21 protein-coding genes and 1 other RNA gene are annotated in these 24024 nt (G+C 62.7%); 12 read left to right on the top strand and 10 right to left on the bottom strand.

All coding sequences use genetic code 11. The annotated features are described in order from the left end of the window. Positions 1 to 5: 5 nt before the first annotated feature. Positions 6 to 1673: a dihydrolipoyllysine-residue acetyltransferase gene (gene aceF / locus ACQ4WQ_RS01175; protein ID WP_436494136.1), complete on the bottom strand. Its 1668-nt coding sequence runs from the start codon at positions 1671 to 1673 to the stop codon at positions 6 to 8. 94 nt (positions 1674 to 1767) lie between these two features. Continuing rightward, positions 1768 to 4464, bottom strand: coding sequence for a pyruvate dehydrogenase (acetyl-transferring), homodimeric type (aceE, locus tag ACQ4WQ_RS01170; RefSeq protein ID WP_099408847.1), 2697 nt, complete (start codon positions 4462 to 4464; stop codon positions 1768 to 1770). Positions 4465 to 5064: 600 nt separating this feature from the next. Here aceE and folD point away from each other — a divergent pair. The 5 genes from folD (at position 5065) to ACQ4WQ_RS01145 (ending at position 10342) form a co-directional block, all read left to right on the top strand. Continuing rightward, a complete protein-coding gene (folD, locus tag ACQ4WQ_RS01165; RefSeq protein WP_436494134.1) occupies positions 5065 to 5910 on the top strand; it encodes a bifunctional methylenetetrahydrofolate dehydrogenase/methenyltetrahydrofolate cyclohydrolase FolD in 846 nt (281 codons plus the stop codon). Between the two features lie 94 nt (positions 5911 to 6004). Beyond that, entirely contained in the window at positions 6005 to 8074 is a 2070-nt protein-coding gene (locus ACQ4WQ_RS01160; RefSeq protein ID WP_436494132.1) for a M3 family metallopeptidase, read from the top strand. Between the two features lie 5 nt (positions 8075 to 8079). After that, entirely contained in the window at positions 8080 to 8505 is a 426-nt protein-coding gene (locus ACQ4WQ_RS01155; protein ID WP_326456440.1) for a DNA polymerase III subunit chi, read from the top strand. Continuing rightward, positions 8502 to 8873: a DUF2486 family protein gene (locus ACQ4WQ_RS01150; protein ID WP_436494130.1), complete on the top strand. Its 372-nt coding sequence runs from the start codon at positions 8502 to 8504 to the stop codon at positions 8871 to 8873. Before ACQ4WQ_RS01155 ends, ACQ4WQ_RS01150 begins: the two co-directional genes overlap by 4 nt. A gap of 326 nt (positions 8874 to 9199) precedes the next feature. Further along, entirely contained in the window at positions 9200 to 10342 is a 1143-nt protein-coding gene (locus tag ACQ4WQ_RS01145; protein WP_436494128.1) for a branched-chain amino acid ABC transporter substrate-binding protein, read from the top strand. A gap of 91 nt (positions 10343 to 10433) precedes the next feature. Here ACQ4WQ_RS01145 and ACQ4WQ_RS01140 read toward each other — a convergent pair whose 3' ends face one another. Then, on the bottom strand, positions 10434 to 11336 hold the full coding sequence (locus tag ACQ4WQ_RS01140) for a LysR family transcriptional regulator (RefSeq protein WP_436494126.1): 903 nt from the start codon (positions 11334 to 11336) through the stop codon (positions 10434 to 10436). A gap of 108 nt (positions 11337 to 11444) precedes the next feature. Between ACQ4WQ_RS01140 and ACQ4WQ_RS01135 the strand changes: the two genes are divergently transcribed. Further along, on the top strand, positions 11445 to 12461 hold the full coding sequence (locus ACQ4WQ_RS01135) for an NAD-dependent epimerase/dehydratase family protein (RefSeq protein ID WP_436495934.1): 1017 nt from the start codon (positions 11445 to 11447) through the stop codon (positions 12459 to 12461). Between the two features lie 21 nt (positions 12462 to 12482). Here the strand turns inward: ACQ4WQ_RS01135 and ACQ4WQ_RS01130 are convergent, their stop codons facing one another. Both ACQ4WQ_RS01130 and ilvD read right to left on the bottom strand, forming a co-directional pair. Further along, positions 12483 to 12794 carry a c-type cytochrome gene (locus ACQ4WQ_RS01130; RefSeq protein ID WP_436494124.1) on the bottom strand — a complete coding sequence of 104 codons (312 nt, stop codon included), beginning with the start codon at positions 12792 to 12794 and terminating at the stop codon, positions 12483 to 12485. A 220-nt stretch (positions 12795 to 13014) separates the two neighbouring features. Continuing rightward, the gene (gene ilvD / locus ACQ4WQ_RS01125) at positions 13015 to 14880 is read right to left on the bottom strand and encodes a dihydroxy-acid dehydratase (protein WP_436494122.1); all 1866 of its coding nucleotides are present in this window, start codon (positions 14878 to 14880) and stop codon (positions 13015 to 13017) included. 170 nt (positions 14881 to 15050) lie between these two features. Between ilvD and ACQ4WQ_RS01120 the strand changes: the two genes are divergently transcribed. From ACQ4WQ_RS01120 to ACQ4WQ_RS01110, 3 genes are all read left to right on the top strand, one after another. Beyond that, a complete protein-coding gene (locus tag ACQ4WQ_RS01120) occupies positions 15051 to 15962 on the top strand; it encodes a LysR family transcriptional regulator (protein WP_436494120.1) in 912 nt (303 codons plus the stop codon). 79 nt (positions 15963 to 16041) lie between these two features. Continuing rightward, positions 16042 to 16872: a prolipoprotein diacylglyceryl transferase gene (lgt, locus tag ACQ4WQ_RS01115; RefSeq protein ID WP_436494118.1), complete on the top strand. Its 831-nt coding sequence runs from the start codon at positions 16042 to 16044 to the stop codon at positions 16870 to 16872. Positions 16873 to 17050: 178 nt separating this feature from the next. Then, positions 17051 to 18565 (top strand): GGDEF domain-containing protein, encoded by a 1515-nt coding sequence (locus ACQ4WQ_RS01110; protein ID WP_436494116.1) that lies wholly within the window; start codon positions 17051 to 17053, stop codon positions 18563 to 18565. On the opposite strand, the gene ACQ4WQ_RS01105 is transcribed toward ACQ4WQ_RS01110, so the two are convergent. The 5 genes from ACQ4WQ_RS01105 to ACQ4WQ_RS01085 all read right to left on the bottom strand — a co-directional run bounded on the left by ACQ4WQ_RS01105 (position 18562) and on the right by ACQ4WQ_RS01085 (position 20814). After that, positions 18562 to 19026 carry an EVE domain-containing protein gene (locus tag ACQ4WQ_RS01105; protein WP_436494114.1) on the bottom strand — a complete coding sequence of 155 codons (465 nt, stop codon included), beginning with the start codon at positions 19024 to 19026 and terminating at the stop codon, positions 18562 to 18564. The two genes, ACQ4WQ_RS01110 and ACQ4WQ_RS01105, sit on opposite strands and share 4 nt — an antisense overlap. A gap of 78 nt (positions 19027 to 19104) precedes the next feature. Next, positions 19105 to 19282: non-coding RNA, 6S RNA (ssrS, locus tag ACQ4WQ_RS01100), on the bottom strand. Between the two features lie 54 nt (positions 19283 to 19336). Next, entirely contained in the window at positions 19337 to 19648 is a 312-nt protein-coding gene (locus ACQ4WQ_RS01095) for a cell division protein ZapA (RefSeq protein ID WP_034747344.1), read from the bottom strand. Beyond that, positions 19648 to 19911 (bottom strand): DUF904 domain-containing protein, encoded by a 264-nt coding sequence (locus ACQ4WQ_RS01090; protein ID WP_070289202.1) that lies wholly within the window; start codon positions 19909 to 19911, stop codon positions 19648 to 19650. Before ACQ4WQ_RS01090 ends, ACQ4WQ_RS01095 begins: the two co-directional genes overlap by 1 nt. Before the next feature lie 156 nt (positions 19912 to 20067). Beyond that, a complete protein-coding gene (locus ACQ4WQ_RS01085) occupies positions 20068 to 20814 on the bottom strand; it encodes a hypothetical protein (protein ID WP_436494112.1) in 747 nt (248 codons plus the stop codon). Positions 20815 to 21339: 525 nt separating this feature from the next. On the opposite strand from ACQ4WQ_RS01085, the gene groES reads away from it, so the two are divergent. From groES to ACQ4WQ_RS01070, 3 genes are all read left to right on the top strand, one after another. After that, positions 21340 to 21630, top strand: coding sequence for a co-chaperone GroES (groES, locus tag ACQ4WQ_RS01080; protein WP_010400979.1), 291 nt, complete (start codon positions 21340 to 21342; stop codon positions 21628 to 21630). 50 nt (positions 21631 to 21680) lie between these two features. After that, positions 21681 to 23330, top strand: a complete 1650-nt coding sequence (groL, locus tag ACQ4WQ_RS01075; protein WP_128142111.1) for a chaperonin GroEL — start codon at positions 21681 to 21683, stop codon at positions 23328 to 23330. Positions 23331 to 23514: 184 nt separating this feature from the next. After that, entirely contained in the window at positions 23515 to 24024 is a 510-nt protein-coding gene (locus ACQ4WQ_RS01070; RefSeq protein ID WP_436494110.1) for a hypothetical protein, read from the top strand.

Raw genomic sequence — 24024 nt, 5'->3', positions numbered from 1 at the left:
GCTCCTTACAGCAGAATTTTGCGCATGTCGGCCAGGACTTCGCCGAGGTACACGGAGAATCGCGCGCCCATCGCGCCATCGACCACGCGGTGGTCGTAGGACAGCGAGGTGCCCATCATCAGGCGTGGCTGGAAGGCCTTGCCATCCCATACCGGCTTGATCGAGGCTTTCGACAGACCCAGAATCGCCACTTCCGGCGCATTGACGATAGGCGTGAAGTGCGTGCCGCCGATGCCGCCCAGGGACGAAATCGTGAAGCTGGCGCCCTGCATGTCGGCCGGTTTCAGCTTGCCTTCGCGTGCCTGCAGCGACAGTTCCGTCATTTCGCGGGCGATCTGCGAGACCGACTTCTGGTCCGCGCCCTTGATCACCGGTACCACCAGGCCATTCGGCGTGTCGGCAGCGAAGCCGATGTTGTAGTACTGCTTGAGGATCAGGTTCTCGCCCTTGGCATCGAGCGACGCGTTAAACGCGGGGAATTTCTTCAGCGCGGCGACGGAGGCCTTGATGACAAAGGCGAGCATGGTCAGCTTGGCCGCATCCTTGTTCTTCGCATTGGCCGCGTTGGTGTCGACGCGGAATGCTTCCAGGTCCGTCACGTCCGCTTCGTCGAACTGCGTGACGTGCGGGATCATGACCCAGTTGCGGTGCAAGTTCGGACCCGAGATTTTCTTGATGCGCGACAGCGGCAGCAATTCGGTCGTGCCGAACTTGCTGAAGTCCAGCGACGGCCATGGCAGCAGATCCAGGCCCACGCCGGAACCGGCCTTGGCGACCGGTGCGTTAGGCGCGGCGACGGCGCCCGACATCACGCCCTTGACGAAGTTCTGCACGTCTTCCTGGGTGATGCGGCCCTTCGGACCGGAACCGCCCACGCGGGCCAGGTCCACGCCCAGTTCGCGCGCGAACTTGCGGATCGATGGCGACGCGTGCGCCAGCTTGCCGTTCACGGCAGGCGCGGCGGCAGTTGCCGGGGCAGCAGCGGCGACCGGCGCCGAAGCGACGGCGGCGGCTGGTGCGGCGGCAGCTTGCGCGGCCGGTGCAGGCGCGGCGGCAGGGGCTGCTGCTGGAGCGGCAGCGCCACCGGTCGTTTCCACGACCAGCACCAGACTACCCTTGGCGACCTTGTCGCCGACCTTGACCTTCAATTCCTTGACGACACCGGCGTGGCTCGATGGGATTTCCATGCTGGCCTTGTCCGATTCGACCGTCAGCAGCGACTGGTCGACCTTGATCGTGTCGCCGACCTTGACCATCAATTCGATGACTTCGACTTCCTTGAAGTCGCCGATATCGGGCACGGTCACGTCGACCAGGGCCGGCGCGCCGGCAGGGGCGGCAGGGGCCGGCGCGGCCGCAGGAGCGGCGGCGGGGGCGGCTTCAGCGGCAGGTGCCGGGGCGGCAGCGGCGGCTGGCGCAGGGGCCGAGGCGTCGTCCGCCACTTCCAGCAGCAGGACCAGCGAACCTTCGGCGATCTTGTCGCCCACGTTGACCTTCAATTCCTTGACGACACCGGCGTGGCTCGATGGAATTTCCATGCTGGCCTTGTCCGATTCGACGGTGATGAGGGACTGGTCGACCTTGACCGTGTCGCCTGGCTTGACCATCAGTTCAATGATCTCGACTTCCTTGAAATCGCCGATATCCGGGACTTTGACTTCCACAATGCTCATAGCTTGCTCCGTTATTTTATTTGTCAGATGGACCCGCACACACGCCAGGGCGGCACTTTCGCACCGCCCTGGCATCATCGGGTCCGCACAACGATTACTGGGTCACCGGATTCGGTTTGTTCGCGTCGATGCCGTACTTGGCAATCGCCTGCTCCACCACCGACACGTCGATCTTGCCTTCGTCAGCCAGCGATTTGAGCGCGGCCACGGTGACATAATAACGGTTCACTTCGAAGAACTCGCGCAGCTTGGCGCGGCTGTCCGAGCGGCCAAAGCCATCGGTACCGAGCACTTTGTAGGTGCGGCCCTTCGGCATGAAGGCGCGGATCTGTTCTGCAAATGCGCGCATGTAGTCGGTCGTGGCGACGATCGGGCCATCCGTGTCCTGCATCAGCGACGTCACGTACGGCACGCGCTGCTGTTTCGACGGGTTGACCATGTTCCAGCGTTCCGCATCCTGGCCATCGCGAGCCACCAGGGTCAGCGACGGCGCCGACCATACGTCCGCGGCCACGCCCCAGTCGTTTTCCAGCAATTCGGCGGCGAAGATCGATTCGCGCAGGATGGTGCCGCAACCGATCAGCTGTACGCGCAGCTTGGCGTCAGCCTTGCCTTCCTGCAGCTTGTACATGCCTTTCAGGATGCCTTCTTCCTGGCCCGGCTTGATGCCTGGCTGGGCGTAGTTCTCGTTCATGATCGTGATGTAGTAGAACACATCTTCCTGGTTGGCGATCATGCGGCGCAGGCCGTCCTGGATGATGACGGCGACTTCATGGCTGAAGGTCGGGTCGTACGGCATGCAGGTCGGGATGGTCGCGGCGAAGATATGGCTGTGGCCATCTTCGTGCTGCAAGCCTTCGCCGTTCAGGGTCGTACGGCCGGCCGTGCCGCCCATCAGGAAGCCGCGGGCGCGCATGTCGGCCGAAGCCCATACCTGGTCGCCGATGCGCTGGAAGCCGAACATCGAGTAGAAGGTGTAGAACGGGATCATGATGCGGTCGTTGGTCGAATACGACGTCGCCGCGGCGATCCACGAGCTCATGCCGCCCGCTTCGTTGATGCCTTCCTGCAGGATCTGGCCTGCCTTGTCTTCGCGGTAGTACATGACCTGGTCCTTGTCGACCGGCTCGTACAACTGGCCTTTCGGATTGTAGATGCCGATCTGGCGGAACAGGCCTTCCATGCCGAAGGTACGCGATTCATCGACCAGGATAGGCACGACGCGCTGGCCCAGGTTCGGGTCTTTCAGCAGGGTCGAAATGACGCGCACGAACGCTTGCGTGGTCGAGATTTCGCGGCCTTCAGGCGTGGCTTCCAGCACGTTCTTGAACGCGTCCAGGCCAGGCACGGGCAGGGTTTCTTCCGCTTTCTGGCGGCGCTGCGGCAGGTAGCCGCCCAGGGCCTTGCGGCGCTCGTGCAGGTAGACCATTTCCGGCGCGTCGTCGGCCGGCTTGAAGAACGGGATGTCGGCCAGCTTGTCGTCAGGGATAGGCAGCGAGAAGCGGTCGCGCATTTCGCGGATGGCTTCGTCGTCCAGTTTTTTCGTCTGGTGCGCCGTGTTGCGCGCTTCGCCCGACTTGCCCATGCCGTAGCCCTTGATGGTCTTCACCAGCAGGACGGTCGGCTGGCCCTTGTGTTCCTGGGCGATCTTGAAGGCCGCGTAGATCTTGTGCGGATCGTGGCCGCCACGGGTCAGGCGCCAGATGTCGTCGTCCGTCATGTTGGCAACCATTTCCAGCAGCTTCGGATGCTTGCCGAAGAAGTGCTTGCGCACGTAGGCGCCGTCTTTCGCCTTGTAGTTCTGGTATTCGCCGTCGACGGTTTCCATCATCACGCGCTGCAGGATGCCTTCTTTATCTTGCGCCAGCAGGGCGTCCCAGCCCGGGCCCCAGATGACCTTGACGACGTTCCAGCCCGCGCCACGGAATTCGCCTTCCAGTTCCTGGATGATCTTGGTGTTGCCGCGTACCGGGCCGTCCAGGCGCTGCAGGTTGCAGTTGACCACGATGACCAGGTTGTCGAGCATGTCGCGTGCGGCCAGGCCGATCGCGCCCAAGGACTCCGGCTCGTCCATCTCGCCATCGCCGCAGAAGGCCCAGATCTTGCGGTTGTCGGTCTTGGCGATGCCGCGTGCGTGCAGGTATTTCAGGAAACGCGCCTGGTAGATCGCCATGTGCGGGCCCAGGCCCATCGACACGGTCGGGAACTGCCAGAAGTCAGGCATCAGCTTCGGATGCGGGTACGAGGACAGGCCCTTGCCGTCGACTTCCTTGCGGAAGTTCAGCATTTGCTCTTCCGTCAAGCGGCCTTCGAGGAAGGCGCGCGCGTAGACGCCGGGCGAGGAGTGGCCCTGGATGTACAGCAGGTCGCCGCCGTGGTCGGCCGTCGGCGCGTGCCAGAAATGGTTGAAACCGATGCCCAGCATGTTCGCCAGCGACGCGAACGAGGACAAGTGGCCGCCCAGGTCGCCGTCGGCGCGGTTGGCCTTGACCACCATGGCCATGGCGTTCCAGCGCATCCACGAACGCAGGCGCTCTTCGTATTCCAGGTTGCCGGGGCAGTGTGCTTCTTGTTTGGTGGGGATGGTATTGACGTAGGCGGTGGTGCTGGAGAACGGGATCTGGGCGCCGCGGCGGCGGGCCAGGTCAACCATGCGCTCCATCAGGTAATGCGCGCGTTCCGGACCTTCATTTTCCAGCACGGCTTCGAGCGCGTCCAGCCACTCCTTGGTTTCCTGCATATCCGGGTCGGTGCCGATCTGTGTCGTTACCTGGTTCAGTTGAGCTGACATCTGTTGAGTCTCCTTTGTGAACGCCCCACCCCGATTTTCCGGATCGCTGTCGGACGGTATTTCGCTGATTATTTACTATTAAGTCGGTTTAGTGTGGGGATTCTAACAGCGTATTTAGTATTTTTCAAATTACGATATAGCATTTCATATCATGAAATCACCCTATGAAATTTATGCTGCACTGCCGCAAATTCTGTCCGGAAATTAGGGTGAGCAGAGTGGCAAAAGGAATGAACACCCCAGGCGTCCGCACGGGCATACCGGGCCAAGCGGGCCTGAAAAATGTCGAGGGCAAGGCGCGGCGACGCAGACAGTACGCCAGTACGGCAAGGAGCTGCAACGCCGCCATCGGCATTTTCTCAGGCCCGCGTTTCCGGCCCGCTTTTATGCCGGGCCAAGCGGGCCTGAAAAACGTCGAGGGCAAGGCGCGGCGACGCAGACAGTACGCCAGTACGGCAAGGAGCTGCAACGCCGCCATCGGCGTTTTCTCAGGCCCGCGTCTCCGGCCCGCTGCCGCTACGCCTTTGCATAGCCAAAACCGCCCCTTTGCGCCGCCCGGCTTTATAATCTGTCTTTTCCTTCCCACACAGCCTCCCTACCATGCCAGCACAACTGATCGACGGAATCGCCCTCTCCCAAAAACTGCGCAGCGAGATCGCCGCGCGCGCCGCCGCCCTCACCGCCAAGGGCACCCAGCCCGGCCTGGCCGTGATCCTCGTCGGCGAAGACCCGGCCAGCCAGGTATATGTCCGCAACAAGGTCAAGGCGTGCGGCGACGTGGGTTTCCACTCGGTGCTGGAAAAATATGAAGCGGACCTGTCCGAAGCGGACTTGCTGGCACGCATCGCCAGCCTGAACGCCGATCCCGCCATCCACGGCATCCTCGTGCAAATGCCCTTGCCCAAGCACATCAACCCGCACAAGGTCATCGAAGCGATCGCCACGACGAAAGACGTGGACGGCTATTCCGTCCTGAGCGCCGGCGAACTGATGACGGGCCTGCCCGGCTTCCGCCCTTGCACGCCGTACGGCTGCATGAAACTGATCGAAAGCACGGGCGTCGACTTGCGCGGCAAGCACGCCGTCGTCATCGGCCGCAGCAATACCGTCGGCAAGCCGATGGCCCTGCTGCTCTTGCAAGCGAATGCCACCGTCACCATCTGCCATAGTGCGACCCCGGATCTGGGCCTGTACACGCGCCAGGCGGACGTGGTCGTGGCCGCCGTCGGCCGCCGCAACACCTTGACGGCCGACATGGTCAAGCCGGGCGCCATCGTCATCGACGTGGGCATGAACCGCGACGATGACGGCAAGCTGTGCGGCGACGTGGATTTTGCTGGAGTGAAAGACGTCGCGTCGCACATCACCCCGGTACCGGGTGGCGTAGGTCCGATGACCATCACGATGTTGCTGATGAATACCGTCGAGGCCGCAGAGCGCATTTAAGAGCAGCACCTGAGACAATGCTCATGGCGGCGTTGCCTGGCCTTGAACATTTTTCAGGCGCTCCATATATGAAGACAGAATGGACGAACCGACGATGAACACCAACCCCCTGCTTGATTTTTCCGGCCTGCCACGCTTCGATGCGATCACGCACGAGCATGTCACGCCTGCCATCGACACCCTCTTGGCCGAGGCGCGCGCCACGGTGGCGCGGCTGGAAGCGCCCATGGAAGAAGTGAGCTGGGACAACTTCGTCGCGCCCCAGGACCAGATCGCCGAAACCCTGGGCCGCGCCTGGAGCATCGTCAACCATTTGAATAGCGTGGTCGATACGCCGGAACTTCGCGCCGCCTACAACGCCAACCAGCCCAAGGTGACGGAATTCTGGACCGAGCTGGGCCAGAACGAAATCCTCTTCGGCAAATACAAGCAATTGCAGGCCAGCCCCGCATTCGCCAGCCTGTCGCCGGCGCGCCGACGCATCGTCGACAATGCCGTGCGCGACTTCCGCCTGGGCGGCGCCGAGTTGCCCGATGACAAGAAAGAGCGCTTCGGCGCCATCCAGGAAGAACACGCGGCCGTCTCGACGCGTTTTTCCGAAAACGTGCTCGACGCCACCAATGACTACAAGTTGCTGGTCGAGAACGAAGCCGAGCTCGCCGGCCTGCCAGACGACGTGAAGGCCGCCGCGCGCGCCGCCGCCGACAAGGCCGGCAAGCAAGGCTATGAATTCTCGCTGCACTTCCCATCCTACTACCCGATCCTGCAGTTTGCCGACAATCGTGCGCTGCGCGAAACCATCTACCGCGCCAATGCCACCAAGGCATCGGACCAGGGCGACGTCTTCAGCAAGAAGGACGAGTGGGATAACACGCAGAACATCGTCACCCTGTTGCGACTGCGCAACGAAGAGGCAAAACTGCTCGGCTACGCCAATTTCGCCGAAGTGTCGCTGGTGTCGAAGATGGCCACCTCGCCCGCGCAAGTCATCGCCTTCCTGGAAGACCTGGCCAAGCGCGCGCGTCCGTTCGCCGAGAAGGACCTGGCAGAACTGAAACAATTCGCCAAGGAAGAACTGGGCCTGGACGAGCTGCAGGCGTGGGACGTGCCGTACGCTTCCGAAAAGCTGCAGGAGCGCCGCTACGCGTTCTCGGCCCAGGAAGTCAAACAATATTTCCCTGAACACAAGGTGATCGACGGCCTGTTCCGCCAGATCCAGAACCTGTTCGCGGTCGAGATCAAGCCCGATACGGCGCCCGTCTGGCACCCGGACGTGCGTTTTTACCGCATCGAGCGCGACGGCCAGCTGGTCGGCCAGTTCTACCTGGACCTGTATGCGCGCGCCGGCAAGAGCGGCGGCGCCTGGATGGACGACGCGCGCGGCCGCCGCGCCGACGCGCAACACGTGCAAACGCCGATCGCCTACCTGACCTGCAATTTCACGGAACCGGCCGTGGTCGACGGCAAGGCACAGCCTGCCCTGTTCACCCACGATGAAGTCATCACCCTGTTCCACGAATTCGGCCACGGCCTGCACCATATGCTCACCGTCGTCGACGAGCTGGGCGTGTCGGGCATCGCCGGCGTCGAATGGGATGCCGTCGAACTGCCGTCGCAATTCATGGAAAACTTCTGCTGGGAATGGGAAGTGCTCGAACACATGACGGCGCATGCCGTCACGGGCGAGCCGCTGCCGCGCGCGCTGTACGACAAGATGTTGGCGGCCAAGAATTTCCAGTCCGGCCTGCAAACCCTGCGCCAGGTGGAATTTTCCTTGCTCGACATGCATCTGCACTATGACTACGATGCCGGCACGGGCCAGACCGTGCAGCAGCTGATCGACGGCGTGCGCGCCAAGTTCGCGCTGATCATCCCGCCCGCCTTCAACCGCTTCCAGAATGCCTTCGGGCATATCTTTGCCGGCGGCTATGCGGCCGGCTACTACAGCTACAAATGGGCCGAGGTGCTGTCCGCCGACGCCTATGCGGCGTTTGAAGAAGCCAGGGCGCTGGGACCGGCCGCCACCACGGCGGCGGGCAAGCGTTATCTGCAGGAAATCCTGTCCGTCGGCGGCTCGCGCCCTGCGCTGGAATCGTTCACGGCCTTCCGCGGCCGCGAACCGTCGATCGACGCCCTGCTGCGCCACAGCGGCATGGCCGCTTGACCGCCATGAGTCGCGTCGATTTTCACAGCAACGTGCCGGACAAGCTGGCCTACGCCTGCCGTCTGGCACGCAAGGCGTATATGGCCGGCAACAAGGTGGTCGTGCTGGCGGCTGACAGCGCCCAGCTCGACGCCTTGAACAGCGCCATGTGGACCATTTCCGCCACGGATTTCCTGCCGCACGTGCTGGCCGGCGACCCGCTGGCGGCGCAAACGCCCATCATCCTGACCGATGACGCAGCGGCCGAGCTGCCACACCATGACGTCCTCGTCAACCTGTCGCAGCTGCCGCCCGCCAATTACGCGCAGTTCCAGCGCGTCTTCGAGATCGTTTCCATGGATGAGCAAGATGCGCAGGCGGGCCGCCAGCGCTTCCTGCACTACCGCCAGCAGGACGTGCAGCCGACGCATTTCGTGGCGGGTAAAGCATGAACCAGCCGCCATTCGACCAGGGCATCCCCCTGCTGACGGAGGTGCTGCTGGGGCCGGAAGTGCCGGAGGCGGCGCCAGTTGCGGCAGCGCCAGTTGTCGAGGAAACGCCGGCGTTGCCGCCAGCGGTGACGCAGCCCGACTGGGACGCCATCGAACAGCGGCTCACGCAGCGCATCCTGCATCAGGTGCAGGGCAAGATCGACCATTTGCTGGAAGAGCGCATCGCCCACGTGCTGCAGACGGCCCTGCAAAACGCCCTGATCGGCATGCGCGGCGCCCTGCGCGAAGACTTGCAGCAATCGCTGGAACAGATCGTCGCACATGCGGTGAGCCATGAGCTGGGGCATTTGCATCCGCCAGCACAGTAATCAAGCCACTTTTACCCCTCACAGCGAATTGCCGCTGGGTTAGGAGCATGCTGCGCAATGTCGGGTTACGCGCTGCGCGCTAACCCGACCTGCCCCGACCTGCCCGACCTACCCTATTCTTTCCTCCAACGCCATTCTTTGGTGCGCTCGCGCCTGCGAAATCGGTGCATCGCGCCTCACTTTGGTGATTGTTGCGACAAAATGTAAAAAGCCCGAAATGCGGCTTTGCGCCGCCTGTTTTTTGTTGTACCTTTCTTCACACGCACCGCCTGTCGAAGCGGTTTTTCACGAGACGCCGCCGTATCTTTATCCATTGGAGAATGTTTATGCTGCTCAAGACCAAAGTCCTTCCTCTCGCCCTCGCCCTTGCCTTTGCCGGCCATGCGGGCGCGCAGGAAATCATCAAGATCGGCCACGTCGCCCCGGTCTCTGGCGCCAGCTCCCACCTGGGCAAGGATAACGAGAACGCGGCCAAGATGGCGATCGAGGATTTGAACGCCAAAGGCTTCAAGATCGACGGCAAAGTCGTGAAATTCGTGCTGGTGCCCGAAGATGACGCGGCCGATCCCAAGCAGGGCACGGCCGTGGCGCAAAAACTCGTCGACGCCAAGGTCAACGGCGTCGTCGGCCACCTGAATTCGGGCACGACGATTCCCGCCTCGCGCATTTACTTCAATGCCGGCATCCCGCAGATTTCGCCGGCCGCCACCAACCCGACGTACACCCAGCAAAAATTCAACACGGCCTTCCGCGTCGTCGCCAATGACAACAAGCTGGGGGGCACCCTGGGCGCGTATGCCGTGGGCAAGCTGCAGGCGAAGAAAATCGCCGTCATCGACGACCGCACGGCCTACGGCCAGGGCGTGGCGGAACAGTTCGTCAAGGGCGCCAAGAAGGCGGCACCCGGCGTGCAAATCGTCGGCAAGGAGTTTACCAATGCCAACGCGACGGACTTCAATGCCATTTTGACCAGCATCAAGTCGAAAAATCCCGACCTGATCTTCTTCGGCGGCATGGATTCCGTGGGCGGCCCCATGCTGCGCCAGATGAAGGCGCTGGGCATCAAGGCCAAGTTCATGGGCGGCGACGGCCTGTGCACGGAACCGCTGGGCAAGCTGGCGGGCGACGCCGTGGGCGAAGACATGGTCACCTGCGCGGAAGCGGGCGGCGTGACGGGCGCGCAGCAAAAAGGCATGGACGATTTCCGCGCCCGCTACAAGCAGAAATACAATATGGAAGTGCAGCTGTACGCGCCATACGTCTACGATGCCGTAATGACCATGGCCACCGCCATGCAGGATGCGAAATCGTCGAAACCGTCCGTCTACCTGCCGTATCTGGCCAAGGTGCACTACCAGGGCGTGACGGGGCCGATCTCGTTCGATGCCAACGGCGACATCAAGGATGGCGCGCTGACCTTGTTCACCTATCGAGATGGCAAGAAAACCAAGATGGAAGTGGTCAAATAATAGAACCTACTGCGCGGCGCGATTTGCGGCCTGCGATGCTCACTGTGCATTCGCACAGCTCCGCTTCTCAGCCACAACTCACGTCCGCTCGCTACGGTTCTTGCTGTCCGGCCACGTAAGCCAGTAATCCTTCGGCCAGCGCGTCGAAGGTGGCGCGGCAGCGCAGGCTGCCGCGCAAGTCTTCATGCATGGTGACCCAGGTTTCCATCGGCAGCGAAAACGCTTGCGGCAGCACGCGCCGCAGGGCCGGATCGCGCGCCGCCAGCCTCGCCTGGCACACGCCGATGCCGGCGCCCGCCCGTATCAATGCCAGTTGCGCCAGGTCGCTGTCGCTGCGCCAGGCAAAGTTTTCCCGCGTAAATCCCTGAAAGGCCGCGCCCGCGTTGCGCACGAAGGGACTCGCCTCGTCGTAGCCGATGACGGCGTGTTGCGCCAGCTCAAGCAATCCCGCCGGCGTGCCATGGCGCGCCAGGTAATCGGCGTGCGCATGCAGGCCCAGTTCGATCTCGCCCACCTTGCGCGCCACCAGCTGTTCCTGGCGCGGACGCAGCATGCGCACGGCGATGTCCGCCTCGCGGCGCAGCAAATCCTGCACCTTGTTGCTTAATACTAATTCAATGGTCAAGCCCGGATGGCGCGCGCGCAGGCGGGCCAGGATGGGCGGCAGCACTTCCACGCCCACCACTTCGCTGGCCGCGATGCGCACGACGCCGGCCACGCCCTGCCCCTGGCTGCTGGCGGCGCGTTCCATCAGGGCCGCCGTGTGCTCCATCGTTTCCGCATGGGGCTGCAGCGCCAGGGCCACTTCCGTGGGCAGCAAGCCCAGCTGCGAACGCGTAAACAGCGTCGCACCCAGCGCCTGCTCCAGGGCGGCGATATGCCGGCCGACGGTGGGCTGCGTGATCCCCAGCGCGCGTGCGGCGCCGGAGAGCGAGCCGTGCTTCAGCACGGCCAGCAGCGAACGGTAGTATTCCCAAGCAATGGATGGGTTCATGGTGTCAACTTGGTCATACATAAATGTATAGCTTGTACTCGATGTTCGTCAATTCCCAATTAGCCTTGCGCGGCAGATACTGGCACCATCAACCACACGGAGGTCATGATGGAGAACACGAAAACAGTATTGGTACTGGGCGCCACGGGCGGCATCGGCGGCGAGATGGTGCGCCAGCTGCTGGCGGCGGGCTGGCAGGTACGCGCCCTGAAGCGGGGAGAAACACAGCCGGCGTGCGGCGACCGCATTGAATGGCTGCGTGGCGACGCGCTGTCGCGCGCGGACGTGCTGGCGGCCGCCAAAGGCTGCGCCGTCATCGTGCACGCCGTCAACCCGCCCGGCTACCGGAACTGGGGCCAGCTGGTGCTGCCCATGCTCGACAACACGATTGCCGCGGCGATGGCCGAAGGCGCCACCATCGTGCTGCCCGGCACCGTGTATAACTTTGGGCCCGACGCATTTCCCGCATCGGGAAACTTCCTTGCGGAAGACGCGCCGCAGCGCCCGCTGACGCGCAAGGGCGCCATCCGCGTGGAACTGGAAGCACGGCTGGAACGGGCCGCCACGCAAGGCGCGCGCGTGCTGATCGTACGCGCGGGCGACTTCTTCGGTCCCCGCGCCGGTAATAACTGGTTTTCGCAGGGGCTGGTGAAACCGGGCCAGAGCGTGCGCAGCATACTGTATCCTGGCGCGCCCGGCGTGGGCCACCAGTGGTCCTACCTGCCCGACGTGGCGCGCACGATGGTGCAATTGCTGGCCGTACGCGCCACCTTGCCCGCGTTTGCGCGCTTTCACATGGCCGGCCACTGGGACCACGACGGCCGGCAAATGACGGGGGCGATCGCCCGCGTGGTGGAACAGGCGACAGGAGCCGCGCCCGCCCTCCGGCGTTTTCCGTGGTGGCTGGTGGCGCTGGCGTCGCCGTTCGTGGCGACCTTGCGCGAAATGCGCGAGATGCGCTATCTGTGGCAAACGCCTCTATCCATGGACAATGCGCGACTGCTGGCCGTGCTGGGCCAGGAGCCGCATACGCCGCTCGACGAAGCCGTGCGGGCGACCTTGGCGGGCATGGGGAACTTGAAGACAGCGGGCAAAAAAAACGCGCCGGGATTGCCGGCGCGCTAATTGCAGGTACTGCGGCACAGATTATTTCTGTGCCAGTACCCATTTAACCAGGGTGTGGGCTTCCGCCTCGCTCACTTGCGGGTTGGCTGGCATCGGGATCGCGCCCCAGGTGCCGGAACCGCCCTTCATGACCTTCGCCACGAGCTTGGCTTCCGCGTCTTTCTGACCGGCGTACTTGGCAGCCACGTCCTTGAACGCAGGGCCCACCAGTTTCGTGCTCACCGCGTGGCAAGCCATGCAGTTCTTTGCTTTCGCCAGGTCCGGATTGGCCAACGCTGCTTGCGATGCCAGAGCCGATACGGCCAATACACTCACCAACATAAAACGTTTCATTGTCTTTTCTCCAAAGTTACTTCCTGCGGCATTTTACTGTGTTTCCGCAGATGCACCACGAGCCCAGATCAAGCGTTTCAATGTAGTAACGCAATGTCGTCAGAAGGCCTACCTATTCTGCCCCATCTGCGCGCGCATGACCATGTTGTTTGTAAGGCGATGTAACGACAGGCGGCCCCGCATCGTCAAACGGGGCCGGCCGTCGCACCGGCGCAACAGATCAGCGTTTTTTCAGCTGCGACAGATCCCGCACGGCGCCCCGGTCGGCCGACGTCGTCAGCGCGGCATACGCCTGCAGCGCCTGCGACACGTAGCGCTCGCGGTTGACGGGCAGCCAGGCCGCGTCGCCCTTCGCTTCCATGGCGGCGCGGCGCGCGGCCAGCTCGGCATCCGTGATGCGCAGGTTGATGGTGCGCTCGGGGATGTCGATGTCGATGAAATCACCCTCTTCCACCAGGCCAATGGCACCCCCTTCGGCCGCTTCCGGCGAGGCGTGGCCGATCACCAGACCCGAGGAGCCGCCCGAGAAGCGCCCGTCCGTGAACAGCGCGCACGCCTTGCCCAGGCCCTTCGACTTGATGTACGAGGTCGGGTACAGCATTTCCTGCATGCCGGGGCCGCCTTTCGGGCCTTCGTAGCGGATGATGACGACGTCGCCTTCATGCACGGTGTCTTCCAGGATGGCAGCGACGGCCGCGTCCTGGCTTTCGAACACGCGCGCCTTGCCCGAGAATTTCAAGATGCTTTCATCGACGCCCGCCGTCTTGACGATGCAACCCTTTTCGGCCAGGTTGCCGTACAAGACGGCCAGGCCGCCATCCTGCGAGTAGGCGTGGGCCTTGTCGCGGATGCAGCCCGTGCTGCGGTCCGTGTCGACGGCGGCGAAGCGCTCGGACTGCGAAAACGCCGTCTGTGTCGGCACGCCGCCCGGCGCGGCGCGGAACAGTTCGTGCACGGCCGGATCGTCCGTGCACTTGATGTCGTTTTGCGCGATGGCGTCGGCCAGGGTCGGCGCGTGGATCGTCGGCAAAGTCGTGTTGAGCAGGCCGGCGCGCGCCAGTTCGCCCAGGATGCCCACGATGCCGCCCGCGCGGTGCACGTCTTCGATATGGTATTTGTCCGTCATCGGCGCCACCTTGCACAGGCAAGGCACCTTGCGCGAGATGCGGTCGATGTCGGCCATGGTGAATTCCACTTCCGCCTCGTGCGCGGCGGCCAGCAGGTGCAGCACGGTATTGGTCGAGCCGCCCATGGAGACGTCGAGCGCCATGGCGTTTTCAAACGCGGCCTTGGTGGCGATCGAGCGTGGCAGCACCGAATAATCGTCCTGCTCGTAGTGGCGCTTGGCCAGTTCCACGATCAGGCGGCCCGCGCGCAGGAACAGCTGCTGGCGGTCCGAGTGCGTGGCCAAAATCGTCCCGTTGCCGGGCAGGGCCAGGCCCAGCGCTTCCGTCAGGCAGTTCATCGAGTTGGCCGTAAACATGCCGGAACACGAACCGCAGGTGGGGCAGGCCGAGCGTTCGATCTCGGCCACGTCGGCATCGGAGACGGTGCTGTCGCCCGCCTTGATCATGGCGTCGACCAGGTCCAGCTTGATGATCTTTTGCGTGCCGTTGACCACCTTGACGACCTTGCCCGCTTCCATCGGCCCGCCGGAAATAAACACGACGGGGATATTGATGCGCATGGCGGCCATCAGCATGCCCGGCGTGATCTTGTCGCAGTTCGAGATGCACACCATGGCGTCGGCGCAGTGGGCGTTGACCATGTATTCGACGGAATCGGCGATCAGGTCGCGCGAAGGCAGCGAATACAGCATGCCGCCGTGGCCCATGGCGATGCCGTCATCGACGGCGATGGTGTTGAATTCCTTGGCCACGCCGCCGGCCGCCTCGATCTCGCGCGCCACCATCTGCCCCAGGTCTTTCAGGTGCACGTGACCGGGCACGAACTGGGTGAACGAGTTGACGACAGCGATGATCGGCTTGTCGAAGTCGCCGTCCTTCATGCCGGTGGCGCGCCACAGGGCGCGGGCGCCAGCCATGTTGCGGCCGTGGGTGGTGGTGCGGGAGCGGTATTGCGGCATGATGGACCTTCCAAAAGTGTTGGTGCCTGACTGCGCGGATTTTCAGCAAAACCCTGCATGCAGTGGGGGTACGCCAGATTGCCTTGCGCGCGCCCCACTGTCAAATATATGATGCACGTGTCTGTGAGTCGTTTTACATATCACAGCACTTATTCCACATGGAAACGCATATGAATCTTGAACTGCGCCAGCTGCGCTATTTCGTCGCCGTCGCCGAGGAATTGCACTTCGGCCGCGCCGCCGCGCGCCTGCACATGACGCAGCCGCCCCTGTCGCAAACCATCATGGCCCTGGAAGAACTGCTGGGCGCACCGCTGTTCGTGCGCACGCGCCGCGAAGTGCAGCTGACGCCGGCCGGCAACGCCCTGCTGCCCGAGGCGCGCCGGCTGCTGGCGCAGGCGCTCGATTTGCCCGCCTTGGTGCGGCGCGCCGCGCAGGGCGAGGCGGGGCGTCTGAGCCTGGCGTTTGTCTCCTCGGCCGACTACAGCGTGCTGCCGCCCCTGCTGCGCGCGTATCAAACTGCCTATCCGCAGGTGCAGATCCAGTTGCAGGAAGCCACCTCCGACCTGCAGCTCGACGAATTGCTGGCCGGGCGCACGGATGCGGGCCTGTTGATCCCGCCCCTGCCCGACAAGGCAAAAGGGGCGCTCGATTACCTGCCCGTGCTGGCCGAGCCGCTGGTGCTGGCCGCGCCGTCGGGCCTCGATATCCTGAACACGCCGGGCCCTGTGCGCCTGTGCGACCTGCCGCCCCTGCCCCTGATTATTTTTCCGCGCGCGATCTCGCCCGCCCTGCACGACGCGATCCTGGGCGTGTTCCGCGCGGCCGGCGTGACGCCCATGATCGGCCAGGAAGCGATCCAGATGCAAACCATCGTCAGCCTCGTCTCGGCTGGCATGGGCATCGCGCTTGTGCCACAATCGGTATCGAATCTGATGCGCCCGGGCGTAGAATACAGGCCGCTGCAGGACGCCACGCCACTGGTGGAAACGGGCCTGGCCTGGCGCCGCGACAATCCGTCCGCCGTGCTGCAAGGTTTCCTGGCGCTGTTGCGCAAGCAGATCAGCGCTGCCGCCGATTAAATTAAGTGGCCGCTAAGGCAAAAAACCGCCAGCGCCCCCATACTACGCAACCTTGGCTTTAAACAAAGAAAGAGTTCCCATGCTGATACACCCGATGCCCGACCCGATAGCCATCCAGATCGGCCCGCTCGCCGTGCACTGGTACGGCCTGATGTATGTGCTGGCTTTCGCCCTGTTCATTATCCTGGGCAGAGTGCGCATCAAGCAGCCGCACATCGCCGTGCTGGGCTGGAAGAAGGAAGACCTCGACGACATGCTGTTCTACGGCATGCTGGGCGTGGTGATCGGCGGGCGCCTGGGTGAAGTGCTGTTCTACCGTCCCGAATACTTCCTGCACAATCCGCTCGAGATCTTCATGGTCTGGCATGGCGGCATGTCCTTCCATGGTGGCTTCCTCGGCGTCATCCTGGCCATGTACTTGTGGAGCCGCAAGGCGGGCCGCAACCTGTTCGACGTGCTCGACTTCATCGCGCCGCTGGTGCCGCTCGGCTACGCGGCCGGCCGCCTGGGCAACTTCATCAACGCCGAACTGCCGGGCCGCATCGCGCCGGAAACCTTGCCGTGGGCCATGCAGTGGCCGGGCATTCCGTATCCCGTGCACCCGTCGCCGATCTACCAGATGCTGGTCGACGGCATTTTGGTGTTCATCATCCTGTGGCTATATGCGCGCAAGCAGCGTCCGCGCATGGCCGTGGGCGCCATGTTTACCCTGTTGTACGGCTGCGCGCGCTTCTTCACGGAATACTTCCGCACGCCGGACTGGGAAGTCGTGTGGCTGGGCGTGCCGATCACCTCGGGCCAGATGCTGTCCCTGCCGATGATCGTCGGCGCCATCGCGCTGCTGGTATGGGCGTATAAAAGCCAGGTGATGGGCACGCCGCCCACCAAGGCGCGCCCGGCCAACACGTAAGCACCGCTGTTCCCCCGATGGCGCGCCAGGCAGGCGCGCCATCCCTCCCTCGCAACACTTCCCTTAAAGCAACAAAGTTTCCTTGTGGAATAGACTTGCTGTTGACATCTGGGTATCATCGTTTTGACGTGCAGCCATACTGGCGGCACGCCACGACGCCACCGGGGAGTGCCTTGCCATGCCGCCTGCCGGGCGAAAACTGACATGCTGGACCGCGCTGGCCGCCGGCTATCTGCTGGCACAACTGGCCTTGACGGCCTGGGCCGGCACGCGCGCGCCCTGGGTGAGCTATGCATTCAACATCGCCTCGCCCCTGCTGGCGCTGGCCGCCTGTTGCCGCTGCGCCTACGTCAGCGCGGCAGGCGCCGTCAGGACAGGCTGGGCTCTGTTCGCCGTGGCCATGCTGTTCTGGAGCACGGGCATGACATTATCGGCCTGGCAAGACCTGAGTGGGCAAGTGGCCTCCGACACCACGTATTTTTCCGATTTCGCCTATTTCATGTATGGCGCGCCCCTGCTGCTGGCCATGTCGTCCGTGACGCACGAGCATCCCCCGCGCACCCTGCAATGGCTCGACGCCGTGCAAGTGCTGCTGGCGGCCTACCTTGCCTATACGGCCATCTTTTCGGTGTCGCCCTTCGACCAGCGCTCCATCGCGCCGATTCCCGCCAGCCTGCTGGTGCTGACCTACAACGTGGAAAACCTGGCCCTGGCCTGCTGCGCCTCGCTGCGCCTGCTGGCGCACCGCCGCGATGGCGGGCAAGGCCGCTTTTACCTGCTGCTGACGGTATTTTTATGGTGCTATGCGGGCTGCGCGGCCACGTATAACTATCTGACCTTGCATGGCGTGACGCAAGCCTGGAGCGAAGTGCTGCCAAACCTGCCGTTCCTGCTGCTGGTGCTGCTGGTGCTGCTGGCGATGCTCCCCGCGCGCATCCCGGCGGCGCAGTCCGGGACGGAAAGCCCGCAGACGCAGCCTCCCCCGCAAAAGCTGACCCTGCTGATCGACAATTTCAGTCCCATCTTCTTTACGGCCGCCCTGCTGGGCCTGGGCTTTGCCGTCATGCGCACGCATTTCTACCTGGCGGCGGCGTCGCTGTTCGTCGCGCTGCTGGTCCACGCGCTGCGCTCGGCCACCCTGCAAAGCCGCTACATGCAAAGCGAGCTGGCCCTGCGCGCGGCGCATGACAAGCTGGAAAAGCTGTCGCTGACGGATGGTTTGACGGGCATCGCCAACCGGCGCTGCTTTGACCAGACCCTGCAGCTGGAGTGGCAGCGGGCAGCGCGCAACCATGAGCCGCTGGCGCTGCTGATCATCGATATCGATTTCTTCAAAAGCCTCAACGATAGCTTCGGCCACCCGTATGGCGACGCCTGCCTGGTGCAGGTCGCGGCGGCCCTGCATTCCGCGCTGCCGCGCGCCAGCGACCTGGCGGCCCGCTTCGGCGGCGAGGAATTTGCCGCCATCCTGCCCGCCACCGATGGCGACGGCGCGCTGGCGGTGGCGCACAAGATGCAGGAAGCGATCGCCGCGGCCGCCATCGTCCACGCGCCGTCGCGCGGCGGCCTGGTGACGGCCAGCATCGGCCTGGCCCTGAATGGCGCGGGACGGACGCCGGAACAATTGCTGGCCGCCGCCGACCAGGCCCTGTACCGGGCCAAGCAGAATGGCCGCAACCGGGTCGAGGACTAGGCCTTCAACTTGCCGATAATGACCTTCCATTGCGCCGGCGTCACGGGCGTGATCGACAGCCGGCTGCCCTTCTTGAGCAGCAGCATGTCTTCCAGTTCCGGCATCTGGCGCATCTCGGACAGGGGCAACAGCGCCGTCTTCTTCAGGCCCCGCACGTCGACGCTGATCCAGCGCGGCTGGGCCAAAGTGGCCTTGGCATCGAAATACTTGCCGCCCTCTTCAAACTGGCTGTGATCGGGATACGCGCCGCTGGCCACTTCGGCCACGCCCGCCACGCCCGGCTGCGGGCAGCTCGAGTGATAGAACAGCACGCCGTCGCCGGCCTGCATGCCGTCGCGCATGAAGTTGCGCGCCTGGTAGTTGCGCACGCCGAACCAGGGCATGGTGTGCCCGGGTGCGGCCATCAGGTCGTCGATGCTCACTTCATCGGGTTCGGATTTCATCAGCCAGTATTGTTTCATGCAGACTCCGTGTGAAAGCGCCAGACGTAAAAAAACGGTTGCGCAGGATGCGGCAACCGTTTTCGGTGGTAATGCAAATTGGGCCCCGCCTGTGCCGCTATGCCGGCATCCCGAACCAAACGGTTCAAGGTGGTCACGTTAGTTCAATTTCGGGTTCGTCGAACGAGCGACGCTCACTCCCATCAAACAAAATTCGCAACCGATGCGCATAAATGGTTCAAGGAATATATGGCAATCGCGAACACCGCAGGGTAGACCCAAGTTTACTCCTTTGATCGCGCATCGCAAAGACAAATCGTACCGTGTCCGCTTAAAAAAGGTTTTCCTGGGGCGTCAATGCGCTATCCAATACCGTGTGCATGGCCGAGATCTTTTGCTTCACTTCCAGGATCGTCAGCTCCGACAGCGGACCTTGCGGCGACTTCACGGAAAGGAATTCCGCGGCCACGCCCAGCGCGGCCAGCACGGCGATGCGGTCGTTGCCCTTGACCTTGCCCGCGTCGCGGATGGCTTTCATTTTGCTATCGAGATAGATCGCCGCTTCGCGCAGCGCGCGCTCTTCGCCGTCGCGGCAGACCATGCTGTAGGACTGGCCCATGATATTGACATCGACACGCGGCATTACGCTTCCTTCTCGTTCTCGGCAAGATAGGCGCCTGCCTCCGAAGCGGCTTGCTCCAGGCCGGCTTGCACCAGTTCGGGAATTTTTTCCAGCAACGCCTCGACCCGCTCCTGCGCCTCGCGCATGCGCTGCACATACAGGGCGTTCTCGGCGGCCAGCGCGGCATTGTCCTTGCGCAGTTGCGCGTTTTCACGACGCAGCGCATGGGTCATTTCGGCCAGCAGGCCTATTTTGTCGGATAATTCGTTGAATTCGGAAATCATCCCGCCACTATAGGGCGGACGCTCCATGGGCGTCAATCGAATCACGCCGCTGTCACACATATTTACATCAATGCAGGTCAGTTGCCGTGAAATACACGCTTTTTCCGGCGCGTTTCGCCATCTGCACGCATCCGCCGGCGCCGCGATGGCAGCGTTTTACTCGTCGACGTAATCGGGTTCGATATCGAGACCGCCATAGCGGTTTTCGCACGAGCGGCGCGTCAATTCCTGCTTGCCGCTCTTGCCGTCAAGCACCATCGTCAAGTCGCGGCAAGTACGGCGGTAGCTGCCAGGTTTGGCGTCCGTCCGCGAGGGCGTCAAAGTGACGCGCAAGGGCACGGCATTGCCCAGCCCCTTGTTGCTCCATTCACGGGTCTTGCCATCTTCTTCATCTTTCAGGGTGCGCACGGCGGCCGTCAGCAAGGATATCTGTTCCTTCGCATTGAGCCTGGCGATGGTCACGTCGGACAGGAAGGGCGGATACACGACGGGCGCCGGGTCCTTGCCCTGCACATCCCAACGGCCGCTGTTCTGCGAGCACGTACGGCGGCTCAGGTCTTGCGACTTGTCGCCCGCCGTGACGACGAATTTCAGGTCGCGGCAGATGTGCGCCTTCAGGCTGTGTTCCGTCATGCCGGAGTTGCTGAAGTTATATGTGACCTTCACCCGCACGCCACGGTCGCCGCCGTTGTCCCACACATGGGCTTCCTGGTCATCGTCATCCTTGTTCAGGTCGTTGAACAGCTCGTTGAGCAGCATTTCCTTTTCCAGCGGCGTCAGGGTGGCCACGGTGATCTCGTCGAGAATGGTGGGCGTTTGCGCGGCGGCATTGCCCAGGCAGGCGAGGCCGACGAGGGCGGCACCGAGCAGGCGCAGGGCGGGACGGGAAAGAGTCGATGGCATGGTGTGCTTTCTGGTACAGGGGAAATATTGATATGCAATTGCAATCATCTTATCAAAGTCCATAGCAAAACCCTGTTTCTCGTGCGTACAGGAACGCCGCTCGCCTGACGGGCATGCTAGAGTCGCGCCTGTTGCTGACGCCCGGGAACGAGGCTTGCGTTTGCGCAAACCCTGCGTAAATGCAGGCTGCGCAGAACGTCTAAGCTTATCTTCCCGGAGAATAAGCCCTTGAATAAGCCCCCTACCGTCCCTATAATTAGCACTCGTTAGTAGAGAGTGCTAACAAACTCTTTCGTAGCAATCCTCAGGACATGATGGTGTCTGCCGGGCAACAGCAGGGAACGCTACGCGGCGGGCGACGCCGCGATGCCACCACTGCCCAGCGCCGGCATGCACACGATGCCATGGGGTTTGCTTGACCGTTGCGGGCTGCTTTCAACGGCGGTCACTGAAAGCACGCCTGGCGCTGTGCCAGGCATGTATTCATTTAGCAACACCTATCCATTGAACTTTAAGGAGTTTTGTATGAATCTGCGCCCATTGAACGATCGCGTCATCGTCAAACGCCTCGACCAGGAAACCAAGACTGCGTCCGGCCTCATCATTCCTGATGCAGCTGCTGAAAAACCGGATCAAGGCGAAGTCCTTGCCGTAGGCAATGGCAAGATTCTCGACGACGGCAAAGTCCGTCCTCTGGATGTCAAAGTGGGCGACCGCGTCCTGTTCGGCAAGTACGCCGGCCAAACCGTCAAAGTTGACGGCGATGAGCTGCTGGTCATGCGCGAAGAAGACATCATGGCGATCGTCGTCAAGTAATTGTTTCCACGTTGTAGACAGATACATCCCGAAACTCAGGAGAATTGAACATGGCAGCTAAAGAAGTAGTATTCGGCGACGCAGCGCGCGCCAAGATGGTCGAAGGCGTCAACATCCTCGCCAACGCAGTCAAAGTCACCTTGGGCCCGAAAGGCCGCAACGTCGTGCTGGAGCGCTCGTTCGGCGCCCCTACCGTCACCAAGGACGGCGTGTCGGTAGCGAAAGAAGTTGAACTCAAAGACAAGCTCATGAACATGGGCGCGCAAATGGTCAAGGAAGTGGCTTCCCGCACCAGCGACAACGCCGGCGACGGCACCACCACCGCGACCGTGCTGGCACAAGCCATCGTGCGCGAAGGCATGAAGTTCGTTGCCGCCGGCATGAACCCGATGGACCTGAAGCGCGGTATCGACAAAGCTGTTGCAGCAACCGTCGAAGAACTGGCGAAAATCGCCCGTCCTTGCACCACGACCAAGGAAATCGCCCAGGTTGGCGCGATCTCGGCGAACTCGGACTACTCGATCGGCGAGCGTATCGCTGAAGCGATGGAAAAAGTCGGCAAAGAAGGCGTGATCACGGTGGAAGACGGCAAGTCGCTGAACGACGAGCTGGACATCGTTGAAGGCATGCAGTTCGACCGCGGCTACCTGTCGCCATACTTCATCAACAACCCAGAGAAGCAAGTTGCCGTCCTGGACAGCCCATTCGTCCTGCTGTGCGACAAGAAAATCTCGAACATCCGTGACCTGCTGCCGGTACTGGAACAAGTCGCCAAGGCTGGCCGTCCACTGCTGATCATTGCGGAAGACATCGAAGGCGAAGCGCTGGCTACCCTGGTTGTGAACAACATCCGCGGCATCCTGAAAACCTGCGCAGTGAAAGCACCAGGCTTCGGCGACCGCCGCAAAGCCATGCTGGAAGACATCGCTGTCCTGACGGGCGGCCAGGTGATCGCTGAAGAAGTCGGCCTGACCCTGGAAAAAGTGACCCTGGCCGAACTGGGCCAGGCGAAACGCATCGAAGTGGGCAAGGAAAACACCATCGTCATCGATGGCGCCGGCGAAGCTGCCTCGATCGAAGCACGCGTGAAACAAGTGCGTGTACAGATCGAAGAAGCGACCTCGGACTACGACCGTGAAAAACTGCAAGAGCGCGTCGCCAAACTGGCTGGCGGCGTTGCCGTGATCAAGGTTGGCGCAGCCACCGAAGTCGAAATGAAAGAGAAAAAAGCCCGCGTTGAAGATGCACTGCACGCCACGCGCGCTGCCGTGGAAGAAGGCATCGTGCCAGGCGGCGGCGTAGCCCTGCTGCGCGCACGCGCCAACATCACGGTCAAGGGCGACAATCCTGATCAAGACGCTGGTATCAAGATCGTCCTGCGCGCAATGGAAGAGCCACTGCGCATGATCGTGCAAAACGCTGGCGAAGAAGCTTCGGTCGTCGTGGCAGCCGTATTGGCTGGCACGGGCAACTACGGCTACAACGCTGCCAACGGCACGTATGGCGACATGGTGGAAATGGGCGTCCTGGACCCAGCCAAAGTGACCCGTTCGGCGCTGCAAAACGCCGCTTCGATCGCTTCGCTGATGCTGACGACCGACTGCATGGTCTGCGAAATCGCTGACGACAAGGCAGCCGGCGGCATGGGCGGCGGCATGGGTGGTATGGGCGGCATGGGTGGCATGGACGGCATGATGTAATGTCCGGCATCCCCGCGCGCAGGCGACGGCGCGCGGGGATGCCTCGCCGGGACAGGACAGGCAGACCAAAAGCTGCTTGCGCCTGCCCGGCAACCCCAAGAGCCATCTTCTACGGAAGGTGGCTTTTTTTCGCCTTGCTTTTTAGAAATTTCAACGATTGCCCGCCTGCACGTTTTGCTTTAGCATGGCCGCCATCGTCCCTCTTTCTCACGCCACCATCATGCCGCCACGCGCCTCTTCTTCCAAAACCACCATCATCGCCGGCATCCTGGCCGGCTTGCTGGCCGCCGGGCTCGGCGCTTTCTACCTGCACCAGCAGGCCGCGCCGCATGGCGATCCTGCCCCGGCCGCGAGCAGCCCGGCGGCGCAGGAACAGAATGCGCGCGCCGTCGATGCGCTGATGGCTTTGCCGGAAATCAAGGCCTGGTCGGCGCATATCGAAAAGGCTTCGGGCGGCCGCGCCCATGGCGCCGTGATGGAAACGTCGCCCGACGTGCGCCTCATCGACGGCAAGCCCTACTATGACCTGACCTTTGTGGAAAACACGCCGGACGCGGCGCACCGCTGGGAGAGTTTCGTCGTCTCCCAGGATGGCAAGCGCATCCTCGTCGACGACGTCGTCAGCGGTGAGCTGATCAGCCTGGAACAATGGCGCAAGGACAATGCGCCCATGCAGCGCATCGCCACGCAGTAA

The sequence above is a fragment of the Janthinobacterium goodfellowi genome (assembly GCF_051380695.1).
Classification (GTDB): Bacteria; Pseudomonadota; Gammaproteobacteria; order Burkholderiales; family Burkholderiaceae_D; genus Janthinobacterium.
This window is presented reverse-complemented; position numbering and strand designations above follow the sequence as displayed.